This window comes from Streptomyces sp. NPDC026206, from assembly GCF_040638465.1.
Classification (GTDB): domain Bacteria; phylum Actinomycetota; class Actinomycetes; order Streptomycetales; family Streptomycetaceae; genus Streptomyces.
Genome location: NZ_JBEZYL010000013.1, coordinates 126,848 through 147,204 on the forward strand (window position 1 = coordinate 126,848; position 20,357 = coordinate 147,204).

22 protein-coding genes, 1 tRNA gene and 1 pseudogene are annotated in these 20,357 nt (G+C 69.6%); 10 read left to right on the plus strand and 14 right to left on the minus strand.

Annotation, left to right across the window (positions count from 1 at the left end; all coding sequences use genetic code 11):
• Positions 1 to 35 precede the first annotated feature (35 nt).
• From AB0F13_RS19545 to AB0F13_RS19555, 3 genes are all read left to right on the plus strand, one after another.
• Entirely contained in the window at positions 36 to 494 is a 459-nt protein-coding gene (locus tag AB0F13_RS19545) for a phage holin family protein (RefSeq protein WP_362083456.1), read from the plus strand.
• Positions 491 to 1,501, plus strand: a complete 1,011-nt coding sequence (locus AB0F13_RS19550) for an alpha/beta fold hydrolase (RefSeq protein WP_362083459.1) — start codon at positions 491 to 493, stop codon at positions 1,499 to 1,501. The genes AB0F13_RS19545 and AB0F13_RS19550 overlap by 4 nt, the downstream gene beginning before the upstream one ends.
• Before the next feature lie 139 nt (positions 1,502 to 1,640).
• Positions 1,641 to 1,850 carry a hypothetical protein gene (locus AB0F13_RS19555; RefSeq protein ID WP_362083462.1) on the plus strand — a complete coding sequence of 70 codons (210 nt, stop codon included), beginning with the start codon at positions 1,641 to 1,643 and terminating at the stop codon, positions 1,848 to 1,850.
• 88 nt (positions 1,851 to 1,938) lie between these two features.
• On the opposite strand, the gene AB0F13_RS19560 is transcribed toward AB0F13_RS19555, so the two are convergent.
• From AB0F13_RS19560 to nth, 3 genes are read right to left on the minus strand one after another with little or no spacing between them, the layout of a single operon-like run.
• A complete protein-coding gene (locus tag AB0F13_RS19560) occupies positions 1,939 to 3,138 on the minus strand; it encodes a MarP family serine protease (protein WP_362083465.1) in 1,200 nt (399 codons plus the stop codon).
• Positions 3,139 to 3,196: 58 nt separating this feature from the next.
• Positions 3,197 to 3,880 (minus strand): CoA pyrophosphatase, encoded by a 684-nt coding sequence (locus tag AB0F13_RS19565; RefSeq protein WP_362083468.1) that lies wholly within the window; start codon positions 3,878 to 3,880, stop codon positions 3,197 to 3,199.
• A 56-nt stretch (positions 3,881 to 3,936) separates the two neighbouring features.
• The gene (nth, locus tag AB0F13_RS19570; protein ID WP_362083575.1) at positions 3,937 to 4,773 is read right to left on the minus strand and encodes an endonuclease III; all 837 of its coding nucleotides are present in this window, start codon (positions 4,771 to 4,773) and stop codon (positions 3,937 to 3,939) included.
• A 592-nt stretch (positions 4,774 to 5,365) separates the two neighbouring features.
• Here nth and AB0F13_RS19575 point away from each other — a divergent pair.
• Positions 5,366 to 6,040, plus strand: coding sequence for a Crp/Fnr family transcriptional regulator (locus tag AB0F13_RS19575; RefSeq protein WP_004939715.1), 675 nt, complete (start codon positions 5,366 to 5,368; stop codon positions 6,038 to 6,040).
• 219 nt (positions 6,041 to 6,259) lie between these two features.
• Here AB0F13_RS19575 and AB0F13_RS19580 read toward each other — a convergent pair whose 3' ends face one another.
• From AB0F13_RS19580 to AB0F13_RS19595, 4 genes are all read right to left on the minus strand, one after another.
• Positions 6,260 to 7,090 carry an MBL fold metallo-hydrolase gene (locus AB0F13_RS19580; RefSeq protein WP_362083471.1) on the minus strand — a complete coding sequence of 277 codons (831 nt, stop codon included), beginning with the start codon at positions 7,088 to 7,090 and terminating at the stop codon, positions 6,260 to 6,262.
• Complete coding sequence (locus AB0F13_RS19585; RefSeq protein WP_362083474.1) at positions 7,087 to 8,007, minus strand: NUDIX hydrolase; 921 nt, start codon at positions 8,005 to 8,007, stop codon at positions 7,087 to 7,089. Before AB0F13_RS19585 ends, AB0F13_RS19580 begins: the two co-directional genes overlap by 4 nt.
• 261 nt (positions 8,008 to 8,268) lie before the next feature.
• A complete protein-coding gene (locus tag AB0F13_RS19590) occupies positions 8,269 to 8,733 on the minus strand; it encodes a RidA family protein (RefSeq protein ID WP_362083477.1) in 465 nt (154 codons plus the stop codon).
• On the minus strand, positions 8,730 to 8,888 hold the full coding sequence (locus AB0F13_RS19595) for a DUF4177 domain-containing protein (RefSeq protein WP_003967454.1): 159 nt from the start codon (positions 8,886 to 8,888) through the stop codon (positions 8,730 to 8,732). The genes AB0F13_RS19590 and AB0F13_RS19595 overlap by 4 nt, the downstream gene beginning before the upstream one ends.
• 173 nt (positions 8,889 to 9,061) lie before the next feature.
• On the opposite strand from AB0F13_RS19595, the gene AB0F13_RS19600 reads away from it, so the two are divergent.
• Both AB0F13_RS19600 and AB0F13_RS19605 read left to right on the plus strand, forming a co-directional pair.
• Entirely contained in the window at positions 9,062 to 10,054 is a 993-nt protein-coding gene (locus AB0F13_RS19600; RefSeq protein WP_362083480.1) for an ArsA-related P-loop ATPase, read from the plus strand.
• Positions 10,051 to 11,544: an ArsA-related P-loop ATPase gene (locus AB0F13_RS19605; RefSeq protein ID WP_362083483.1), complete on the plus strand. Its 1,494-nt coding sequence runs from the start codon at positions 10,051 to 10,053 to the stop codon at positions 11,542 to 11,544. Before AB0F13_RS19600 ends, AB0F13_RS19605 begins: the two co-directional genes overlap by 4 nt.
• 134 nt (positions 11,545 to 11,678) lie before the next feature.
• Here AB0F13_RS19605 and AB0F13_RS19610 read toward each other — a convergent pair whose 3' ends face one another.
• Complete coding sequence (locus tag AB0F13_RS19610) at positions 11,679 to 12,014, minus strand: WhiB family transcriptional regulator (RefSeq protein WP_362083486.1); 336 nt, start codon at positions 12,012 to 12,014, stop codon at positions 11,679 to 11,681.
• 385 nt (positions 12,015 to 12,399) lie between these two features.
• Between AB0F13_RS19610 and AB0F13_RS19615 the strand changes: the two genes are divergently transcribed.
• The gene (locus tag AB0F13_RS19615) at positions 12,400 to 14,691 is read left to right on the plus strand and encodes a transglycosylase domain-containing protein (protein ID WP_362083489.1); all 2,292 of its coding nucleotides are present in this window, start codon (positions 12,400 to 12,402) and stop codon (positions 14,689 to 14,691) included.
• A 175-nt stretch (positions 14,692 to 14,866) separates the two neighbouring features.
• On the opposite strand, the gene AB0F13_RS19620 is transcribed toward AB0F13_RS19615, so the two are convergent.
• Entirely contained in the window at positions 14,867 to 15,331 is a 465-nt protein-coding gene (locus AB0F13_RS19620) for a GatB/YqeY domain-containing protein (RefSeq protein WP_362083492.1), read from the minus strand.
• 364 nt (positions 15,332 to 15,695) lie between these two features.
• Between AB0F13_RS19620 and AB0F13_RS19625 the strand changes: the two genes are divergently transcribed.
• The 3 genes from AB0F13_RS19625 (at position 15,696) to AB0F13_RS19635 (ending at position 17,832) form a co-directional block, all read left to right on the plus strand.
• Complete coding sequence (locus AB0F13_RS19625; protein WP_362083495.1) at positions 15,696 to 16,622, plus strand: metallophosphoesterase; 927 nt, start codon at positions 15,696 to 15,698, stop codon at positions 16,620 to 16,622.
• A 118-nt stretch (positions 16,623 to 16,740) separates the two neighbouring features.
• Positions 16,741 to 16,814, plus strand: a tRNA-Pro gene (locus tag AB0F13_RS19630).
• Between the two features lie 556 nt (positions 16,815 to 17,370).
• Positions 17,371 to 17,832: a phage tail protein gene (locus tag AB0F13_RS19635; protein WP_362083497.1), complete on the plus strand. Its 462-nt coding sequence runs from the start codon at positions 17,371 to 17,373 to the stop codon at positions 17,830 to 17,832.
• On the opposite strand, the gene AB0F13_RS19640 is transcribed toward AB0F13_RS19635, so the two are convergent.
• From AB0F13_RS19640 to AB0F13_RS19660, 5 genes and pseudogenes are all read right to left on the minus strand, one after another.
• A complete protein-coding gene (locus AB0F13_RS19640) occupies positions 17,758 to 18,342 on the minus strand; it encodes a transposase (protein ID WP_362083500.1) in 585 nt (194 codons plus the stop codon). The two genes, AB0F13_RS19635 and AB0F13_RS19640, sit on opposite strands and share 75 nt — an antisense overlap.
• Before the next feature lie 101 nt (positions 18,343 to 18,443).
• Positions 18,444 to 18,653, minus strand: a pseudogene (locus tag AB0F13_RS19645) (transposase domain-containing protein); the annotation flags it as partial.
• Positions 18,654 to 18,779: 126 nt separating this feature from the next.
• Positions 18,780 to 19,280, minus strand: coding sequence for a hypothetical protein (locus tag AB0F13_RS19650; protein WP_362083503.1), 501 nt, complete (start codon positions 19,278 to 19,280; stop codon positions 18,780 to 18,782).
• Between the two features lie 183 nt (positions 19,281 to 19,463).
• Complete coding sequence (locus tag AB0F13_RS19655; RefSeq protein WP_362083506.1) at positions 19,464 to 19,826, minus strand: hypothetical protein; 363 nt, start codon at positions 19,824 to 19,826, stop codon at positions 19,464 to 19,466.
• Positions 19,827 to 19,983: 157 nt separating this feature from the next.
• Positions 19,984 to 20,205, minus strand: coding sequence for a hypothetical protein (locus AB0F13_RS19660; RefSeq protein WP_362083509.1), 222 nt, complete (start codon positions 20,203 to 20,205; stop codon positions 19,984 to 19,986).
• Positions 20,206 to 20,357 lie beyond the last annotated feature (152 nt).

Here is a 20,357-nt window from a genome sequence, read left to right on the forward strand (position 1 = left end):
GGATGACGAAGCTGATGACGATGAGGGAGCAGCCGATGAGCGCAGCCGACGACGGCGCGAACCGCAGCCTCGGCCAGCTGGTGGCCACGGCCACCACCGAGCTGTCCGCGCTGGTGCACGACGAGATCGCGCTGGCCAAGGCCGAGCTGCGACAGGACGCCCGGCGGCTGGGCATCGGTGGCGGGGCCATCGCCGCCGCAGGGGTCCTGGCGCTCTTCTCCCTGCCCGTGCTGAGCTTCGCGGCAGCGTACGGGATCCACCACCTCGGCCTCGGGCTCGCCTGGTCCTTCCTGATCACCGGTGGTGCGTATCTGCTACTCGCGGCGCTGCTCGGGCTGATGGCGATCGCCAAGTTCAAGAAGATCAAGAAGCCCGAGAAGAGCATCGCGGCAGCGAAGGAGACGGCGGCCGTGCTGAGCACCGTCAAGCCGCACCCCCGGCCGGTGGCCGACACGAGCCACGCCGACGCATCTGTGACACGCTCGTCCGTATGACGGTGCCCGATACCCCCGCAGCGCCCGCGTCCCCCGAACCCGGCCTGCCCTCGGCACCGCAGGCACCGGCGGCGACGCCGGGCCCGTCGGGGGGCTCGCCCACCGGGGTCGTACGGCCGGACGGCCCGTGGACGCACCGCGAGGTCGCGGCGAACGGAGCGCGGTTCCACATCGCTGAAATGGGCGAGGGGCCGCTGGTGCTGCTGTTGCACGGGTTCCCGCAGTTCTGGTGGACGTGGCGGCATCAGCTGCCGGTGCTCGCGGAGGCGGGCTTCCGGGCGGTGGCGATGGACCTGCGCGGCGTAGGCGGCAGCGACCGTACGCCCAGGGGTTACGACCCGGCGAACCTCGCCCTCGACATCACCGGCGTGATCCGCTCCCTCGGCGAGCCCGACGCCGCGCTGGTCGGGCACGACCTGGGCGGCTATCTGGCCTGGACGGCGGCGGTGATGCGGCCCAAGCTGGTGCGCCGGCTCGTGGTGTCCTCGATGCCGCATCCGCGCCGCTGGCGGTCGGCGATGCTGGCCGATCCCAAGCAGAGTGCCGCCGGCTCGCACATCTGGGGCTTTCAGCGGCCGTGGCTGCCCGAGCGGCGGCTGGTCGCGGACGACGCGGCGCTGGTCGGCCGGCTGATCCGGGACTGGTCGGGGCCGCGGCTGCCGGACGACGAGGCAATCGAGGTCTACCGGCGGGCGGTGTCGATCCCCTCCACGGCCCACTGCTCGATCGAGCCGTACCGCTGGATGGTCCGGTCGCTGGCCCGGCCCGACGGCATCCAGTTCAACCGCCGCATGAAGCGCCCGGTGCGCGTACCGACCCTGCACCTGCACGGTTCGCTCGATCCGGTGATGCGCACACGCAGCGCTGCGGGCTCCGGGGAGTATGTGGAGGCGCCCTACCGCTGGCGGCTGTTCGAGGGCCTCGGGCACTTTCCGCACGAGGAGGACCCGGCAGCGTTCTCGGCCGAGCTCATCGGCTGGCTGAAGGACCCCGAACCGGACCGCTAGAGACCGGCCCAACCGCTGGAGACCGGCCGGCCCAGCGGAGGGAACGGCTGTTCCCCAGGTGGCCAATTGCCTCGCGCATAGGCCAATTGCCGGACCCATGGGCGATTACCGACCTTTGGGCCCGGGCAGAGCTTTTGGTATGGGCTGGACGCACGACTACCGTGACGTGACCGACGTGACTCAGGAGCACGGCATCGAGGGTGATGCCGTGCTTGCTGTGACGGAGGCACCCGAGCGGGGGCAACACCGGCCGGAGGCCGGACCCGACCCCCGGATCGGCATTCCCCGCATCATCCGGCGCCGCGCCCGCTGGGTGTCGGCGCGGCTGAGGCATCCCCGCAGCCGCTGATCACCTCACCGCCCCCAGCATCCCGTCTCGCACGCACGTACGACTGCGGGATGCCTCCCGCACGGCCCCCTGGGGCCCCTGGGGCGGGTCAGAGCGCGCACCCCTGGGTATTCGCCCTGCCCGAGGCTGTACGGCCGTATGCGGCGTCCTGACGCACTTCGTCGGCGGTCAGCGCGTAACCGGTTTCGGCGTCGTCGAGGGACTTGGCGAAGACCACCCCGTAGACCTGCCCGTCGGGGGTGAGCAGGGGCCCGCCCGAGTTGCCCTGCCGCACGGTGGCGTAGAGGGAGTAGACGTCGCGGCGGACGTTGCCGCGGTGGTAGATGTCGGGGCCGTTGGCCTGGACGCGGCTGCGGACGCGGGCGGCGCGCACGTCGTAGGAGCCGTTCTCGGGGAAGCCCGCGACGATGGCGCTCTTGCCGCTCTCCGCGTCGTCCCCGGCGAACCGCAGCGCGGGCGTGTCCAGCGACGGCACGTCGAGGACTGCGACGTCGCGCTTCCAGTCGTAGAGCACGACCTTGGCGTCGTGGAGCCGGCCCTGGCCGCCGATCTGCACGGTGGGCTCGTCCACGCCACCGACGACGTGGGCGTTGGTCATCACCCGGTGGGGGGCGAAGACGAAACCGGTGCCTTCCAGCACCTTGCCGCAGGCGGGGGCGTTACCGACGACCTTGACGATGCTGCGCTGGGCGGCCACGGCGACCGGGCTGCCCGCAAGCTCGGGGTCGGGGGCGGGGACCGAGGTGATGGGCTCGGTGGAGAACGGCGCGAAGACCTGCGGGAAGCCGTTCTGCGCGAGGACCGTGCTGAAGTCGGCGAACCAGGTGTTGGCCTGGGACGGGACCACCCGGGCGACGCCGAGCAGCACCTTGGAGCTGCGGACCTCCTTGCCCAGCGTCGGCAGGGTCGTGCCGGCGAGGGCGGAGCCGATCAGCCAGGCGACCAGCAGCATCGCGACCACATTGACGAGGGCACCGCCCGTGGCGTCCAGTGCGCGCGCCGGCGACCACGTGATGTGGCGGCGCAGCTTGTTGCCGAGGTGGGTGGTGGCGGCCTGGCCCACGGAGGCGCACAGGATGATGATGGCGACGGCCGCGACGGCCGCGATCGTGCCCGGCTCGGCTTCGTCGGTGGCGCTGTCCCAGATGACGGGCAGCGCATAGACGGCGACGAGGCCGCCCCCCAGAAAACCGATCACCGAGAGCACGCCGACGACGAAGCCCTGACGGTAGCCGACGATCGCGAACCACACGGCGGCGATCAGCAGCACGATGTCCAGCACGTTCACCGAAAGATGCCTCGCATTGCAGTTGTCGTGGCCAGCGGGGGCCACCGTCTCATGCTCGTCAGGAGCGCCAGTCCAGCGGGACCTCCCGCTCGCGGTCCCAGGACCGCTCCCATCCGGCATAGTGCAGGATCCGGTCGATCACTCCGGCCGTGAATCCCCACACCAGCGCCGGGCCCACCCGGAAGGCCGGGCCCTTGTGGCCACTGGGGTGGACGGCCATCGCGCGGTTCTCCGGGGCCGTGAGCTCGGTGACGGGGACGGTGAACACCCGGGCCGTCTCCTGCAGGGAGACCGGCGAGACCGGGCTGGGCTCACGCCACCAGCCGAGCACGGGCGTCACGACGAAGCTGCTCACGGGGATGTAGAGCCGGGGCAGCACGCCGAAGACCTGGACACCGGAAGGATCGAGTCCGGTCTCCTCCTCGGCCTCGCGCAGCGCGGCCCGCACCGGGCCGCCACCATCCGGATCACCATCCTCCGGATCGAGGGCACCGCCGGGGAAGGACGGCTGGCCGGCGTGCGAGCGCAGCGTCCCAGCGCGCTCCATGAGCAACAGCTCCGGGCCCTGTTCCCCCTCACCGAAAAGGACGAGCACGGCGGACTGACGACCGCCGCTCGCCGGCGGAAGAAAGCGGCTGAGCTGATGCGGCTCGATGGTCGGAGCGGCGCGCGCCACCGGCTCCAGCCACTCGGGCAGGCCCTCGGCGCTGACCACGCTCTCCTTGCCGTACGTGCTCGGCATGCGCTTTCCCCGGTCTTCCTCGGCGTCTGGGCAGCGGTCTCTCGGCGTGCGCTCGCTCACTCGGCTCCCAGCGGACTGGCGGGCAGACCCGGGTAGTCGGACGGGGGCTTCAGCCGCTGGCCCGGCCGGCCGCCCATCTCGTACTTGAGCAGCTTCTTGGCCTTCTCCGGGTCGGTCTCGCCCTCGCCGTAGGACGGGCAGAGCGGAGCGATCGGGCACGCGCCGCAGGCGGGCCTGCGCGAGTGGCAGACCCGGCGGCCGTGGAAGATCACGCGGTGCGAGAGCATCGTCCACTCGCTCTTGGGGAAGAGGGCGCACACGTCGGCCTCGACCCTCTCCGCGTCCTCCGCGTCGGTCCACTTCCAGCGCCGCACGAGGCGGCCGAAGTGGGTGTCGACGGTGATCCCCGGGACGCCGAAGGCGTTGCCCAGCACGACGTTGGCGGTCTTCCTGCCGACACCGGGGAGAGTGACCAGGTCTTCTATGCGCCCGGGCACCTCGCCGCCGAAGCGGTCGCGCAGCGCGGCGGAGAGACCTATCAGGGACCTGGCCTTGGCACGGAAGAAGCCGGTCGGCCGGATCAGCTGCTCGAGCGTCTGCGGGTCGGCCGCCGCCATGTCCTCCGGAGTGGGGTAGGCGGCGAAGAGGGCGGGGGTGGTCTGGTTGACGCGCAGGTCGGTGGTCTGCGCGGAGAGGACCGTGGCGACCAGGAGCTGGAAGGGATCCTCGAAGTCCAGCTCGGGGTGGGCGTAGTGGTAGACCTCGGCGAGCTCACGGTTGATCCGGCGCGCGCGGCGGACGAGCGCGGTCCGCGATTCCGTCTTCTCTGCCGGCTTGGCGGCGGTCTTCGCGGCGGAGGGATTGCCGCCGGCCTTCGTGGCGGACTTGGCCACGGATTTGGCGGCGGTCTTCGCGGCAGTGTTGCCCGCAGGCTTCGCGTCGGCCTTCGCAGCAGGCTTCGCGGCGGACGTGGCCGCGCGCTCCCCCGCAGGCTTCGCGCCGGACGTGGCCGCGCGCTTCCCCGCGGACTCCCCGGCGGGTTTCGCTGCGGGCTTGGCAGCGGGCTTCGCAGCGGACTTGGCCGCCGTTCCCCGAGCGGACTTCGCCGCCGTCCTCGGCGTCGTCTTCACTACCCTCCCCCGCGTGGACTCCCGGGCCGCAGTGAGCGCCTCACCGTCCGGCGATTTTTCGCTATTGACGGATTTTGTCTTCTTCCCGGCAGGCTGTTCGCCCACAGCGGAATTACGGTCCGAAGTCACCCTCCCAGCCCCCTTGCCCTCTGCTCTCACCGGCGAATTGGACACCCGGCCAGACTAAAGCCCGGCACTGACATCCGCCCCGGCCGCAGGAAAACCACAGCCCAATCGGACCCCTGCCGTAGGGCTTCGGTCGACGATGCGCCACACTTGTGTTTGATCACACAGTTTTACCGACGGGCATCATGGGGACCACGGTCCTCTGTGCATGTCGACAAGGAGAGAACTCGTGGACGACGTTCTGCGGCGCGCCCCGCTTTTCGCGGCGCTCGATGACGAGCAGGCCGCTGAGCTGCGCGCCTCCATGGGCGAGGTCACCCTCGCAAGGGGCGACGCCCTGTTCCACGAAGGCGACCCGGGCGACCGCCTCTACGTGGTGACCGAGGGCAAGGTGAAGCTTCACCGCACCTCCCCCGACGGCCGCGAGAACATGCTGGCGGTCCTGGGCCCCGGCGAGCTCATCGGCGAGCTGTCCCTCTTCGACCCCGGACCGCGCACCGCCACCGCAACCGCGCTGACCGAGGTCAAGTTGCTCGGCCTCGGCCACGGCGACCTGCAGCCCTGGCTCAACGCCCGCCCGGAGGTGGCCACCGCCCTGCTGAGGGCCGTCGCCCGCCGGCTGCGCCGCACCAACGACTCGATGTCGGACCTCGTCTTCTCCGACGTTCCCGGCCGCGTCGCCAAGGCCCTGCTCGACCTGTCGCGCCGCTTCGGCGTGCAGTCCGAAGAGGGCATCCACGTCGTGCACGACCTCACCCAGGAGGAGCTCGCCCAGCTGGTCGGCGCCTCCCGTGAGACCGTCAACAAGGCCCTCGCGGACTTCGCCGGCCGCGGCTGGCTCCGCCTGGAGGCACGCGCCGTGATCCTGCTGGACGTCGAGCGCCTCGCCAAGCGCTCCCGCTGACGCGGGCACGCGCGAACGCACGCCACGAAGGGCCCCGCACGCCGCAAGGCGCGACGGGGCCCTTCGCCGTACCGCCGCTTCCGGACTCCGGGACCGGAAACCGGTCCTCGGCGATGCCCGGCTGCGGCCTCGGACCAGGTCCTCGGAGCGGGCCGTCGGACGGGACCCTCGGACCAGGTGATCGGAGCAGGCCGTCGGACCGGGCCCTCGTATCCGGCCTCAGATCAATCCGTGCTCGTCCAGGTAGTCCAGCTGTGCCCGCACCGAGAGCTCGGCGGCCGGCCACAGCCCGCGGTCGACGTCCGCGTAGACGGCCGCCACGACCTCGGACGGGGTGCGCCGGCCGTTCTCGACCGCCGTCTCGACCTGGGCGAGGCGCTTGGCCCGGTGGGCGAGGTAGTACTCGATGGCGCCCCGGGCGTCGTCCAGCACGGGACCATGACCGGGCAGCACCGCGTCCACGCCCTCGTCGACCGTGAGCGCGCGCAGCCGGCGCAGTGAGTCGAGGTAGTCGCCCAGCCGCCCGTCCGGGTGCGCGACGACCGTGGTGCCGCGCCCCAGCACCGTGTCGCCGGTGAGGACCGCCCGGTCCGCCGGGAGGTGGAAGCACAGGGAGTCCGCGGTGTGCCCGGGAGTGGACAGGACATGCAGCTCCAGGCCGCCGGTGGTGACGACGTCGCCCACACCGAGCCCTTCGCCGCCCAGCCGCAGCGCCGGGTCCAGCGCCCGTACGTGTGTCCCCGTCAGCTCGGCGAAGCGGGCCGCCCCTTCGCAGTGGTCGTGGTGGCCGTGGGTGAGAAGGGTCAGAGCGACGCGTTTGCCCGCCGCGGCGGCCGTGTCGATGACCTTGCGCAGGTGGTTGTCGTCCAGCGGCCCGGGGTCGACGACGACGGCGAGATCGGAGTCCGGCTCGGCGAGGATCCAGGTGTTGGTGCCGTCCAGCGTCATCGCGGAGGGGTTGGGCGCGAGGACGCAGGTCGCGCGGGCGGTCGCCGGGCCGCCGATCGCGCCTGGGCGCGGCCGTCCTGGCAGGTCGGTTGCGTACGTCATCCGTCGGCTCCCGCGGGTCCTGAGGTTCTCGAGGTTCCTGAAGCGATGTGCCGGGCGATGTGCCGGGCGATGTGCTTGGTGAATTCATCGTGCCCCGGCCAGCTCAGCACGATCTCTTCCCCGTCGAGCCGCGCCCGAGCGAGTACGGGGGTGAGATCCCGCTCACCGGAGGCCGCGAGGGTCTCGGCCGCGCTCGCGTACGGCAGCAGCGACCGCAGGGTGGAGATGGTCGGCGGCATCATCAGCAGATCACCCCGGTCGTAACCGGCGGCCGCCTCTGCGGGGGCGGTCCACACCGTGCGGTCGGCCTCCGTGGAGGCGTTACGGGTGCGTTGGCCCTCGGGAAGGGCGGCGACGAAGAACCAGGTGTCGTAGCGACGGGGCTCGAACTCAGGGGTGATCCACCGCGCCCAGGGGCCGAGGAGGTCGCTGCGCAGCAACAGGCCCCGCCGGTCGAGGAAGTCGGCGAAGGACAGCTCACGGCTGACGAGCGCGGCCCGGTCGGCCTCCCACTGCTCGCCCGTCGTGTCCGCGACGACCGTGTCCGGTGCCGGCCCCGCCAGCAGCACGCCCGCCTCCTCGAAGGTCTCACGGACGGCGGCGCACACGATGGCCTGCGCGGTGGCCGCATCGGTCCCCAGGCGCGCCGCCCATTCCGCACGCGAGGGGCCCGCCCAGGGCACGTCGCGCTCGTCGCGCGGGTCCACCGAGCCGCCCGGATACGCGTACGCGCCCCCGGCGAAAGCCATGGAGGCGCGTCTGCGCAACATGTGAACGGCGAGGCCGCCGGCTCCGGCGCGCAACAGAAGGACGGTCGCGGCGCGACGGGGCGCCACTGGCCGGAGTTCGCCACGGGCGAGTGCTCTGATCCGGTCCGGCCACTCCGGCGGGTACCACTGGCCGTTCGAAGTCGACATGGCCGGATGCTATGCGCTCACGCGCGGATGTTCGAGAGGAACCGGCCGGGGACGACCGGTCGGGGGCCACCGCCGCCCACCTGCGAGCCCGGACCACTCGGAACCCGGACCGCCCGGAACCCGGACCGCCCGGAACCCGGACCGCCCGGAACCCGGACCGCCCGGAACCCGGCCCGCCCGGAACCCGGCCCGCCCGGAACCCGGCCCGCCCGGAACCCGGACCGGCCGCAAGGTGGCCCGGCCGCAAGGTGGCCCGGCCCGTCAGTCCCGGACCTCCACCAGGATCTCGACCTCGACCGGCGCGTCCAGCGGCAGCACGGCCACGCCCACGGCCGAGCGGGCGTGCACGCCCTTCTCGCCCAGCACCTCACCCAGCAGCTCGCTCGCGCCGTTGAGGACGCCCGGCTGACCGGTGAAGTCCTGCGCGGAGGCGACGAAGCCCACGACCTTCACGACCCGCACGATCTTGTCCAGGTCGCCGATGACGGACTTCACGGCGGCCAGGGCGTTGAGCGCGCAGACGCCCGCGAGTTCCTTGGCCTGCTCCGGGCTGACCTCGGCACCGACCTTGCCGGTGGCCGGGACGGCGCCCTTGACGATGGGGAGCTGGCCGGCGGTGTGGACGTAGGCGCCGGTGCGTACGGCCGGCTGGTAGGCGGCCAGCGGCGGCACGACCTCCGGAAGGGTCAGTCCCAGCTCCGAGAGCTTGGACTCGACCGCACTCACGCCTTCTCCCGCTTGAGGTAGGCCACCAGCTGCTCGGGGTTGTTCGGACCCGGCACGACCTGGACGAGCTCCCAGCCGTCCTCGCCCCAGGTGTCCAGAATCTGCTTGGTCGCGTGTACGAGAAGCGGCACAGTCGCGTATTCCCACTTGGTCATGGGCCCGACTGTAATGCCTCACACCGACAGCCTCGTGCGTAGCCCGCACGGGGACTGGCTAGACACCTCACGAGCCCCGCTCCAACAAGGCGTGACGGTCCTCACCACTCGAACGACCGGATGTTGCCCACCTGGCTCCACCCGGCCGCTGGCAACGAATTAGGCTCCGATTCATGAGCAGGCTCCATGTCGTCAGCGGCAAGGGCGGTACCGGTAAGACCACGGTCGCCGCAGCCCTAGCGCTTGCCCTCGCAACCGAGGGAAAGCGCGTCCTGCTGGTCGAGGTCGAAGGCCGGCAGGGCATCGCACAGCTCTTCGAGACGGAGGCATTGCCCTACGAGGAACGGAAGATCGCCGTCGCTCCCGGCGGCGGTGAGGTGTTCGCGCTCGCCATCGACGCCGAACAGGCTCTTCTCGACTACCTCCACATGTTCTACAAACTGGGCGGTGCCGGGCGGGCCCTGAGGAAAATCGGCGCGATCGACTTCGCGACGACCATCGCACCGGGTCTGCGGGACGTCCTGCTGACCGGCAAGGCGTGCGAGGCGGTGCGCAGGAAGGGCCGTACGGGTCGCTTCGTCTACGACTACGTCGTCATGGACGCACCACCCACGGGCCGTGTCACCCGTTTTCTGAATGTCAACGACGAGGTGGCCGGTCTGGCCCGGATCGGCCCCATCCACAATCAGGCCCAAGCCGTGATGCGGGTAATCAAGTCCCCTGAGACGGCAGTGCACTTCGTCACGCTGCTGGAGGAGATGCCCGTCCAGGAGACCTCCGACGGCATCACCGGGCTGCGGGCCGCGGGGCTGCCGGTGGGCAGCGTCGTCATCAACATGGTGCGGCCCGGGATCCTCGACGAGGCGGCTGTGGAGGCCGCCGCGAACGGCCGGCGCGAGGAGGTCGCGCGCGCCCTCACGTGCGCCCTGGAGCGCACCGGCTCCGGCACCGCACGGCGTGCAGGCCTCGCGGAGCCGCTCGTCGACGCCCTGCTGCAGCAGGCGCGCGAGCACACCGAGCGGCTCGCGCTGGAACACCGCGGCCGTGCCGATGTGGCACGGCTCGGTCTGCCCACGTACGAACTTCAGCTGCTCGGCGACGGCGTCGACCTGGCGGGCCTCTACCGCATGGCGCGCGAACTGCGGAAGCAAGGAGTGGCAGGGTGAGCCTGGATCCGGCAGAACCGCTCGAGATAGACATCGTCCTGGACAATCCACGCACCCGCATCGTGGTGTGCTGCGGCTCGGGCGGTGTCGGCAAGACCACGACCGCGGCCGCCCTGGGGGTACGGGCCGCCGAGCGCGGCCGGAAGGTCGTCGTCCTGACCATCGACCCGGCGCGCCGGCTGGCGCAGTCGATGGGGATCGACGAACTCGACAACGTGCCGCGCCGCGTCCCCGGCATCGACGGCTCCGCGGGCGGCGAGCTGCACGCCATGATGCTCGACATGAAGCGGACCTTCGACGAGATCGTCGAGGCGCACGCCGACAAGGACCGTGCCCGGGCGATCCTGGACAACCCCTTCTACCAGTCCCTGTCGGCCGGTTTCGCGGGCACGCAGGAGTACATGGCCATGGAGAAGCTCGGCCAGCTGCGTGCACGCGACGACTGGGACCTCATCGTCGTGGACACCCCTCCGAGCCGCTCGGCGCTGGACTTCCTGGATGCTCCGGGACGCATGGGCTCCTTCCTCGACGGACGGTTCATCAAGGTGCTGATGGCGCCGGCGAAGATCGGCGGCCGGGCCGGGATGAAGTTCCTGGGCGCCGGCATGTCCGTGATGAGCGGCCCCCTGAATAAACTGATGGGGGGCCAACTTCTCCGGGACGTACAGACGTTCGCCGCCGCGATGGACACCATGTTCGGCGGCTTCCGTACCCGCGCCGACGCCACCTACCGGCTGCTCCAGGCGCCGGGCACGGCCTTCCTGGTCGTCGCGGCGCCCGAGCGGGACGCCCTGCGGGAGGCCGCGTACTTCGTGGAGCGGCTGGCAGCGGAGCGGATGCCGCTGGCCGGGCTCGTGCTGAACCGGGTGCACGGCAGCGGGGCGGCGCGGCTCTCGGCGGAGCGGGCGCTGGCCGCCGCCGAGGCGCTCACAAGAGGAACATCCGAATACGCAGAAAATCTTGACGGCGACGGCATTGTGGATCGTGACAGCGGGCAGGCTGGCTCACGTACCGCTGACGACCCTGGCACCCTCGCTCCCACGGACACGTCCTCTCCCGAGAGCGGCTTCCCCCAGCCCGCGTTCTCAGGAGCGACGGCCTCGGACGCCCCAGCGGAACAATCGGTGCCCGCGGAAGAGGCCTCTGCACGACTCGAGGAGTCTTCTGCACGGCTCGAGGAATCCTCTGCACGGCTCGCCGCCGGGCTGCTGCGGCTGCACGCCGAGCGCATGCAGGTGCTCGTTCGCGAGCAGCGCACGCGTGACCGCTTCACCGCTCTGCACCCTGAGGTCCCGGTGGCGGAGGTGGCCGCACTGCCCGGCGATGTGCACGATCTGGCGGGGCTGCGGGCGATCGCCGAGTGCCTCGCCGACCAAACAGGCACCGACCAAACAGGCCGCGTGGACCGGGCCGACCGAGCGCAGCGGTTCGCCACGGCAGGTCCCGCCGAGGGTGCCGAGGATGCTGAGGACGCCTCGAGGGAGAGGTGACCGTCACTGTCCATGTGCGGACGTGATCGCGTCTGCCGAGCTGCCGGACGGACCGGGGACTGCGGCTGTCACACGAACCGTGACCGTCGTAGGGCCCTGACCGTTAGTAGAGACGGAGCCGGAACCGCTGCCGGCTACCCGGCCGCCGCGTACTCGTCGTACTCCAACTCGCCCACTGGCAGCATGCCCGCGCCACGCTCGTACTCCGTGCGTGCCGTCTCCAGGAGCCTGCGCCAGGAGGTGACCGTCGGCCTGCGCCGGAGCAGGGCCCGCCGCTCGCGCTCGGTCATTCCGCCCCAGACGCCGAACTCGACGCGGTTGTCCAGCGCGTCGGCCAGACACTCGGTACGCACCGGGCAGCCTGTGCAGACCGCCTTCGCCCTGTTCTGCGCTGCGCCCTGAACGAATAGTTCATCCGGATCGGTAGTGCGGCAGGCGGCCTGCGCACTCCAGTCGGTTACCCAGCCCATGCTGGCGCCGTCCTCTCCCGAATCGAGGCTCCCCCACGGCGGCAGCGGCATATTCACCGTTGCCAGTTGAGGACGTTACGGAAGGCAGGCAGGGGGCAACACCCCCTTCGGGCCCAATCTTGAATGGCCCGAACGGACTATGCGTACGCGGCAGATCACCCACCGGAGTGAGCTGGCGACATTACAGACCCTTGCCCTCATACGAGGGCACTTCGCCCGTGTCGTGACGGGCAGCTGGTGACACAGGCGGCAATACGGGCACGTCTCATCACTCACAAGAGTGAAGTCAGAGGTGATGCTGGAAGGCACCGCAGTGACTGGCGTGAAACAGCGTAGGCGAACACACCTGCGTCTGTCCGCCGAATGAGAACGTAGGCTTCCCTCCATGGCTATGAAGCGCTCGGGCGAGGGTCCCAACGTGACCCGGCAGGCCGCGAAGTTCCTCGGCGTCAGCGTGCTCTCCGGAGTCGTCCTGGCAGGTCTGGCCCTACCGGGCATCGGCGCATTCGGCCTAGTGGCCAAGGGCTCGGTCGAGGGCTTCGACGAGATCCCCGCCAACCTCAAGACACCCCCGCTCAGTCAGCGCACCACCATCCTCGACTCCGAGGGCGGCGAAATCGCGAAGGTCTACTCCCGCGACCGCACCGTGGTGCCGCTGAACGAGATCTCCCCCTACCTGCGCAAGGCGATCGTCGACATCGAGGACTCGCGCTTCTACGAGCACGGCGCGATCGACCTCAAGGGCGTCCTTCGCGCGGTCAACAAGAACGCACAGTCCGGCGGCGTCTCGGAAGGCGCCTCCACACTCACCCAGCAGTACGTCAAGAACGTCTTCGTCGAGGAGGCCGGCGACGACCCCGACAAGGTCGCCGTGGCCACCCAGCAGACCATCGGCCGCAAGGTCAAGGAGCTGAAGTACGCCATCCAGGTCGAGAAGGAGCTCGGCAAGGAGCGGATCCTCAACAACTATCTGAACATCACCTTCTTCGGACAGCAGGCCTACGGCGTCGAGGCCGCCTCCCAGCGCTACTTCAGCAAGCACGCCAAGGACCTCACCCTCGGCGAGTCCGCCCTGATGGCCGGCATCGTCCAGTCCCCCAGCCGCTACGACCCGGTCAATTCCTCCAAGGAGGCGACCAAGCGGCGCAACACCGTGCTGCAGCGCATGGCCGAGCTGAAGCACATCACCCCGGCCGAAGCCACCGCCGAACAGGCCAAGCCGATCAAGCTCAACGTCAGCCGGCCGAAGAGCGGCTGCATCACCGCCGTCAACGGCGCCGGCTTCTTCTGCGACTACGTCCGCGAGACCTTCCTCAACGACCCGGTCTTCGGCAAGACGAAGGAGGCCCGGGCCAAGCGCTGGAACGAGGGCGGCATGACCATCCGCACCACCCTCGACCCGCAGACCCAGAAGTCCGTACAGAAGTCGATCACCGACCACGTCTACCAGAGCGACTCGGTGGCCACCGCCGTGTCGATCGTCCAGCCCGGCAGCGGCAAGGTCCTCGGCATGGGCCAGTCCCGCCCGTACGGATTCGGCGATCACCAGACGCAGATCAACCTCTCCGCCGACAAGTCCATGGGTGGCTCGAACTACGGCTTCCAGGTCGGCTCGACGTTCAAGCCGATCGTCGCGGCGGCCGCCCTGGAACAAGGCGTCTCGCCGTACAAGAGCTACCCCTCGCCCTTCCGGATGGCGTATCCGGAGGAGGTGGAGACCTGCGGCAAGCCGTGGAAGAACAGCGTCGGCAACACCGTCCAGAACGAGAACCGCAGCGAGGTCGGCCCGTACGGGATGAAGGAGGCGACCGCGAAGTCGGTCAACACCTACTTCATCCAGCTCGTCGAGGACATCGGCCTCTGCCCGGTGACCAAGATGGCGGAGAAGCTGGGCGTGAAGCCCGCCGCAGGCGGCAAGCTCGACCAGGTGCCGGCCCTCACCCTCGGCGGCTCGGACGGCCTGTCCCCGCTCACCATGGCCGCCGCCTACGCGACCTTCGCCAACCAGGGCACGTACTGCACGCCCGTCATCGTCGAGTCGGCCACCGGTCCCGACGGCAAGAAGCTGCGGGTACCCAAGACCAAGTGCTCGCGGGCGATGTCCGAGCAGACCGCCGACACGGTCAACGCACTGCTGCAGGGCGTGGTCGAGGACGGCACGGGCAAGGAGGCCGGGCTCAGCGGCCGGGACAGCGCGGGCAAGACGGGTACGACGGACGAGCGGCGGGCCGCCTGGTTCGTCGGCTACACCCCGAACCTGGCCGGCGCGGTCTGGGTCGGCGGCCCCGGCGACAAGGTCGAGATGGAGAACATCACCATCGGCGGCGTCTACCACGACAAGGTCTACGGCGCCGACACCCCCGGCCCGATCTGGCGCGACGCCATGTCCGGTGCCCTGGACGGACGCGACGCGCCGTCCTTCAGCGGCACCCCCATCGCCGACGCCGACAAGGGCTCGGGCAACAAGGGCGAGAAGCCCGGCACAGGCCGCGGCCAGCGCAAGCCCGGCACCAACAAGCCGGGCACGAACAAGCCCGGCAACAACAAGCCGGGCAACACCAAGCCCGGCAACAAGCCCAACGACGCCAAGCCCGACCCGGCGGCACCGGGCGGCGGCATCATCCCGCCCGGCATCATCGGCGGACCAGAAGGCACCGCTTCCGGCGACGAGCAGTAACCGCTCGCCGGAGGCGGAAGCTCCGAGCACGCGCGCGAAAGGGGGCGCCCGGACCACTACGGTCCGGGCGCCCCCTCCGCTTGTTCACTTGTTCACTTGCCGTGACGCGTGGTCGTGCTTAGGCGCCCGGAACCTGGCCCCCGGCGCCCGTGAGGTCTGTACGGGATCCGTCGGGTCAGCCCGCGAGCAGGCGCTTGACCTCGGCGGCCACACGACCGCCCTCGGCGCGGCCGGCGACCTTCGGGTTCACGATCTTCATGACGGCACCCATGGCGCGGGGGCCCTCGGCGCCACCCGCCCTGGCCTCGGCCACCGCCTCCGCGACGATCGCGGCAAGCTCCTCGTCCGACAGCTGCTTCGGCAGGTACTCGGCGAGCACCTCCCCCTCGGCGATCTCACGCTGCGCCGAGTCGGCCCGGCCACCCTTGTCGAAGGCGTCCGCGGCCTCACGGCGCTTCTTCGCCTCGCGCGCGATCACCTTCAGCACCTCGTCGTCGGAGAGCTCACGGGCGACCTTGCCCGCGGTCTCCTCGTAACCGACGGCGGAGAGGGTGAGGCGGAGCGTGGAGGAGCGCAGCTCATCGCGCGCCTTGATGGCGGCCGTGAGGTCTTCCTTGAGCTTGGACTTCAGCGTGGTCATGCCGCAATCTTCGCATCCCGCCCCGGCGTGCGCCTCGAATTACCCGCCGGGCGCCTTCCGGCAGCGGGCCGGCGTCCATCCCGGCAGCGGACCGGCGTCTACCCGGCAGCGACTCGGCGTCCATCCAGGCAGCGGGTCGGCGTCCGCCCAGGCAGCGGACCGGCGTCCATCCAGACAGCGGGCCCACCGGTGATCCAGGAGCGATTCGAGAGTGATCCGAGAACGATCTGAGAGCGATCCGGAAACGGTCCCAGAGCAGTCCGGAATCAGCGGCCCTACACAATCCGGGCGGCGGATGCGGTAACTCCCTTATGTGCCCTCGCCCGTGACCGCGCACCCACAGCGGTCTGCGACGATGGACGGCATGCGTGCGCGATACGGAGTACCCCTGGGAATCACTGCGGTCGGCGCGGCAGGCCTCGCCTATGCCGCCGGCTTCGAAGTCCGGTCCTTCCGGCTGCGACGGGTCACCGTGCCCGTGCTGCCGCAGGGCATGCGACCGATGCGTGTGCTCCAGGTCTCCGACATCCACATGGTCGGCGGACAGCGCAAGAAGCAGCGCTGGCTGCAGTCGCTCGCCGGGCTGCGCCCCGACTTCGTGATCAACACCGGTGACAACCTCTCCGACCCGGAGGGCGTGCCCGAGACGCTCGACGCGCTCGGCCCGCTGATGCGCTTCCCCGGCGCCTACGTCTTCGGCTCCAACGACTACTACGGGCCCAAGCTGCGCAACCCCGCCCGCTACCTCCTGGAAAAGACCAGCGGACGGCACGGGCTGAACGGCAACGCTCCGGCCGTCAGCGCGATCCACAACCCGTGGGAGGAGCTGCGCGACGGCTTCGACTCGGCGGGCTGGGTCAATCTCACCAACACGCGCGGCTCGCTCAAGATCGACGGCATGGAGATCGCCCTCACCGGCCTGGACGACCCGCACATCAAGCGCGACCGGTACGAGCAGGTCGCCGGGGGCCCGGCGGAGGGTGCCGACTTCTCGCTCGCCGTCGTCCACGCCCCGTACCTGCGGGTGCTCGACGCCTTCACCGCCGACCGCTACCCGCTGATCCTCGCCGGGCACACGCACGGCGGCCAGCTCTGCATCCCCTTCTACGGCGCGCTGGTCACCAACTGCGACATCGACACCCGGCGCGTGAAGGGCCTCTCCGCCCACGAGGCCGAAGGCCACCGGTCCTATCTCCACGTCTCCGCAGGCTGCGGCACCAACCGCTACACCCCGGTCCGCTTCGCCTGCCCGCCCGAGGCCACCCTCCTCACCCTCGTTGCCCGGGACTGAGCCCCTTGGGCGGCGGCCGGGAAGTCGCGAACGGTGCCCCCGCACCCCTCACCTGCGCCTCCCGGGAAACCGGATTTCACCTCCCGGCTCCGGTCCGCTAAAGTAGAGCTCGTTGCACCGGGGTGTAGCGCAGCTTGGCAGCGCGCTTCGTTCGGGACGAAGAGGTCGTGGGTTCAAATCCCGCCACCCCGACTGGTGAAACACCTGGTCAGGGGCCTGATCCACTCAGTGGATCAGGCCCCTGACTCGTTTCCGGAGATCGTTTGGGAGAAATCTGGGAGAAGATCTTGGCCGGCTTCTCCCAAGCCGCTGGCGTCTTTGAGTTCATGGCCCGCACCGCGGATCTCGCCGGGGCTTGTACGTCTGCGAATCCGAGTGGGGCAGCGGGCAGCCCTGCCCCCACTCCTCAGTTCGCGCCTTGGCAGGTGCCTGATCTCTCATCATGGGGCGGTCGGGGGCAACGAGCTTGATGCCTGGCGGCGCCAGCGGCTGCTCGACGTGGATGCCCCTCCGGGCAGCCCTACATGTGGCTACGACGTGTCTGGTGGATAGGACCGATCAAACTCAGCCCGTCCGTTTTCCGGTGCCGGCTTAGGCACGTAGCCCATTCGTGGCCCAGATCTGCGGATTGCGCGTGGCGCGTGGGCAGAAGCGGGATCTCCTGCGACTGGAGACGGAGAAGTGCCTCGTGTTCGGTCCTCGGAGGGCCCAGCCTGTGACGTGGGGCGCGAAACTGAGAGGAGTCCACATGGCTGTCGGCGATGCGCTCAGGACAGACTTGTTTGGCGTGGATCTGGGCAAGTTCCGGGTGACGACCTACAAGGAGGTCAGTGGCCTGGCCTTTGGGCAGGATGCCACGGAGGTGAAGAGAGTCACAGCGGATGGACATCTCGTCGCCCGGAAGAATCCCGGTGCTCGTCAGCTCCCGGACATCACCTTGTCCCGGCCCATGGACACGAACCATGTGTGGAGCGAATGGGTCCGGCAGACGGCAATGGAGCAAGATGTCGATCAGGCACGGACGAACCTCTCGATCTCGCTCTTGGACTCGAAGATGAGGCCGATCAAGCGTGTCAACCTGCTCAATGCCTGGGCCTCACGTTGGAAGGGACCGGCTCTGCAGGCGGACAATGCCTCAGCGGCTATCGAGAAGGTGACGATCGTCTACGAAGACATGACCGTCGATGGGATCGCTGACCTCCCTGCATGACCGAGGGCCTCGCCTGACCGGCACCGGGTCGCGTTTCCTGCCGTCGGTGCAGGCATGGATACGGCTGAGCCAGGAACCATCCGGCAGCCGGGCCTGCACAGGCAGGACACGGTTGGCCGACACCCGCCACAACACGTGGGCGCCACTCGCGGTGAACGCCCGCAACAACGGGACACCGAGGAACTCACGGTCAGCCAGGACCAACATGTCCGGCCCGGTGGAGCGGACCAGGCGGGCGGACAAGGTGAGCTCGCCCGTCCGGCAGCCGCCCAGCTCCGCGTCCAGCACCGGATGCGTGCCGCACTCGGCCAGCGCGGCCATCCGCACCTGCGGAAACGCCGCCCTGTCCGGGCCGCGGGTATTGCCGGGCCGGCCGAACGCCGCCTCGTTCGCGGCTGTGTCCGCCACGTCCCAGCAGGTGCTGTCCACCGCCACCAGCCGCAAGCCCTGCCAGAACGCTCCCGGCATCCTCTCGTCGGCCAGAGGCCCGGCAGTGGTGGCGAACAGCACTCGCAATGGCTCTGGTCCCAACCGGTCCCGGGCCCGGAACAGCGAAGACTTCGCCGGGATCCGCCACGATCCGAGCATCCCGGCGCCGCGCAGCCCTCGACCAGATGCCGCAGCACCTCCAGATACGGCGCGGGCGAGAACAATGCCAGACCGAGACCGAAGTAGACCACCAGCCGCGCGGGCAGCAGCCGTCTGCGCTGCTCGGTCCGGCCGCACGCGGCAACGACCCGGTCCACCAGATCCGGCGGATACACGCAGGTCAACAGCCCCAAGCCCGATAACTCCGGCACACCCTCGGCCACCGGCGCCACCCCCGAGCCTCATGCCAGCAGCGCACGCCCGAACCAACGGAGCGGTAAGGCAACGGCATTGGGTCTAAGAGGTCGTTCAATTGGTGAGGCGGGGCCTACGGCCCCGCCCTTCCGATCTGCTGTCCATCAGTCATTTAGGTAGAGGATTCGGGAGCCCGTCCAGCCCCAGTAGCCGGCGAAGGCTCCGCCCCAGCCTCCGGCGCGGATCCACAGCTTGCCGTCAGAGCCGAGTTTTCCAGATTCTTTGACCTGAACTTTCGACGAATTGAGGCATTGCGCCTCGACAATCCTCCATGATTCGCTGCTCGAGCCGTATTGGAGGCCCATCCATGGCTGTGCCGTGCCCACGGCATGCGAGCAGCTACCTTCCAGGGTGCCTGTGAGCGTGTAGGTACCATTTTCGCTGCTCGCTTTACCGTGGAACTTCACGTGCCAGTGGCCGGTGCCGCCAGCGTAGATGTAGCTTGACTTGGCGTCGTGCGTCCTCGCCGAGGCGGGTGTTGTTGTCCCGGCTACCAGGGTCAACGCGGCCATCAGTGCCGTGAAGAGGTACCTGGAAGACAGCCGTGCCCGGAAACGGCGCTGTGGCTTTGTGATAGGGGCTGTACGTGATGTCGATTCGTTCATGAGGTCTCCTGTTCGGCAAACGGCAGGGATGCTTTGCCCGCGATGGCCGCGGGTGTGGAAAGGCGAGGGACAGACGGATTTCCGGTCCCGAGCGCGATGGTCCGGTGCTGGGCACGCGCGTTCTTGCCGAGCTGCATCCGTGGCACAGGCGCCGCCCGGCAAGTGGCCGGGCGACGCCTGCTGTTACGTCAGTGCCGAGCCGACGGTGCTGGAGGCGCCGCTGGTGGCGGACTGGACGGCGCTGTTGGCGGTGTCCTTGAGGCTGGTCGCCACGCCCTGCTGGGAGGCGGGGCTCTGGGCCGACGGCGCGGAGCTGGAGGCGTCGGCGGAGGAGCCTGCCGTGGGGTTGTACTGGTAGGTGTCGGTGATCTTGTGCTCCCTGGTGATCTTGCCGGGAGCTGGGGAGACCACCAGCACCGGCAGGTCACGCAGCCCGTCATCTGACGGGTGGTCGTCAGCGGAGGCTGACGGTGCCAGGCCCAGCATCGAACCGCCGACCGCGGCGGCCAGCACCAGGGCCGCCAGGCGGCTACGCATCGAAGACATCCGAAGGGCTCCTTCACGAGAACTCGACAGCGGAAGCGCCGCTATGGGCGCAGGGGTGATGTCACCGTGCATGAAGGGGGCGCGCTGTGCTGAACGGCTGGGTCCAGGGTGGAATCCGCTCGGCCATCAAATAAATAGCGATGCGATCAGCCTTTGGTCAAACGATCGGGTCAGATATCACCAGCATGTGTACGGACTTGAGGACGAACAGCAAATATGCAGTCGGGCAGGTGTGGCGGCTAACGGTGTGCTTCAGCATCACGCGCCATTTAAACCCTTCCGGCCCGTCCGTCTGAGTGAATTCCTTGCCGCGGGCCGTACTGGAATCAGTCGAATGGGTGAGATTTTCGTCTCGCCCGGGTTCGGGCCGCTCGGTCACTCAGCCTGGCCGTACTGACGGACAGCTCGTCATAGGCGAGGTTCACGTGCCTGTTCCTGGGTGGCTGCTGTGGTGGAGATCTGATCGCGGACGCGGATGAGGTGAGTTGTCGGTCTGCGCGTGGCGGTCAGGGCCTCGTTCTCCTCGCCGGA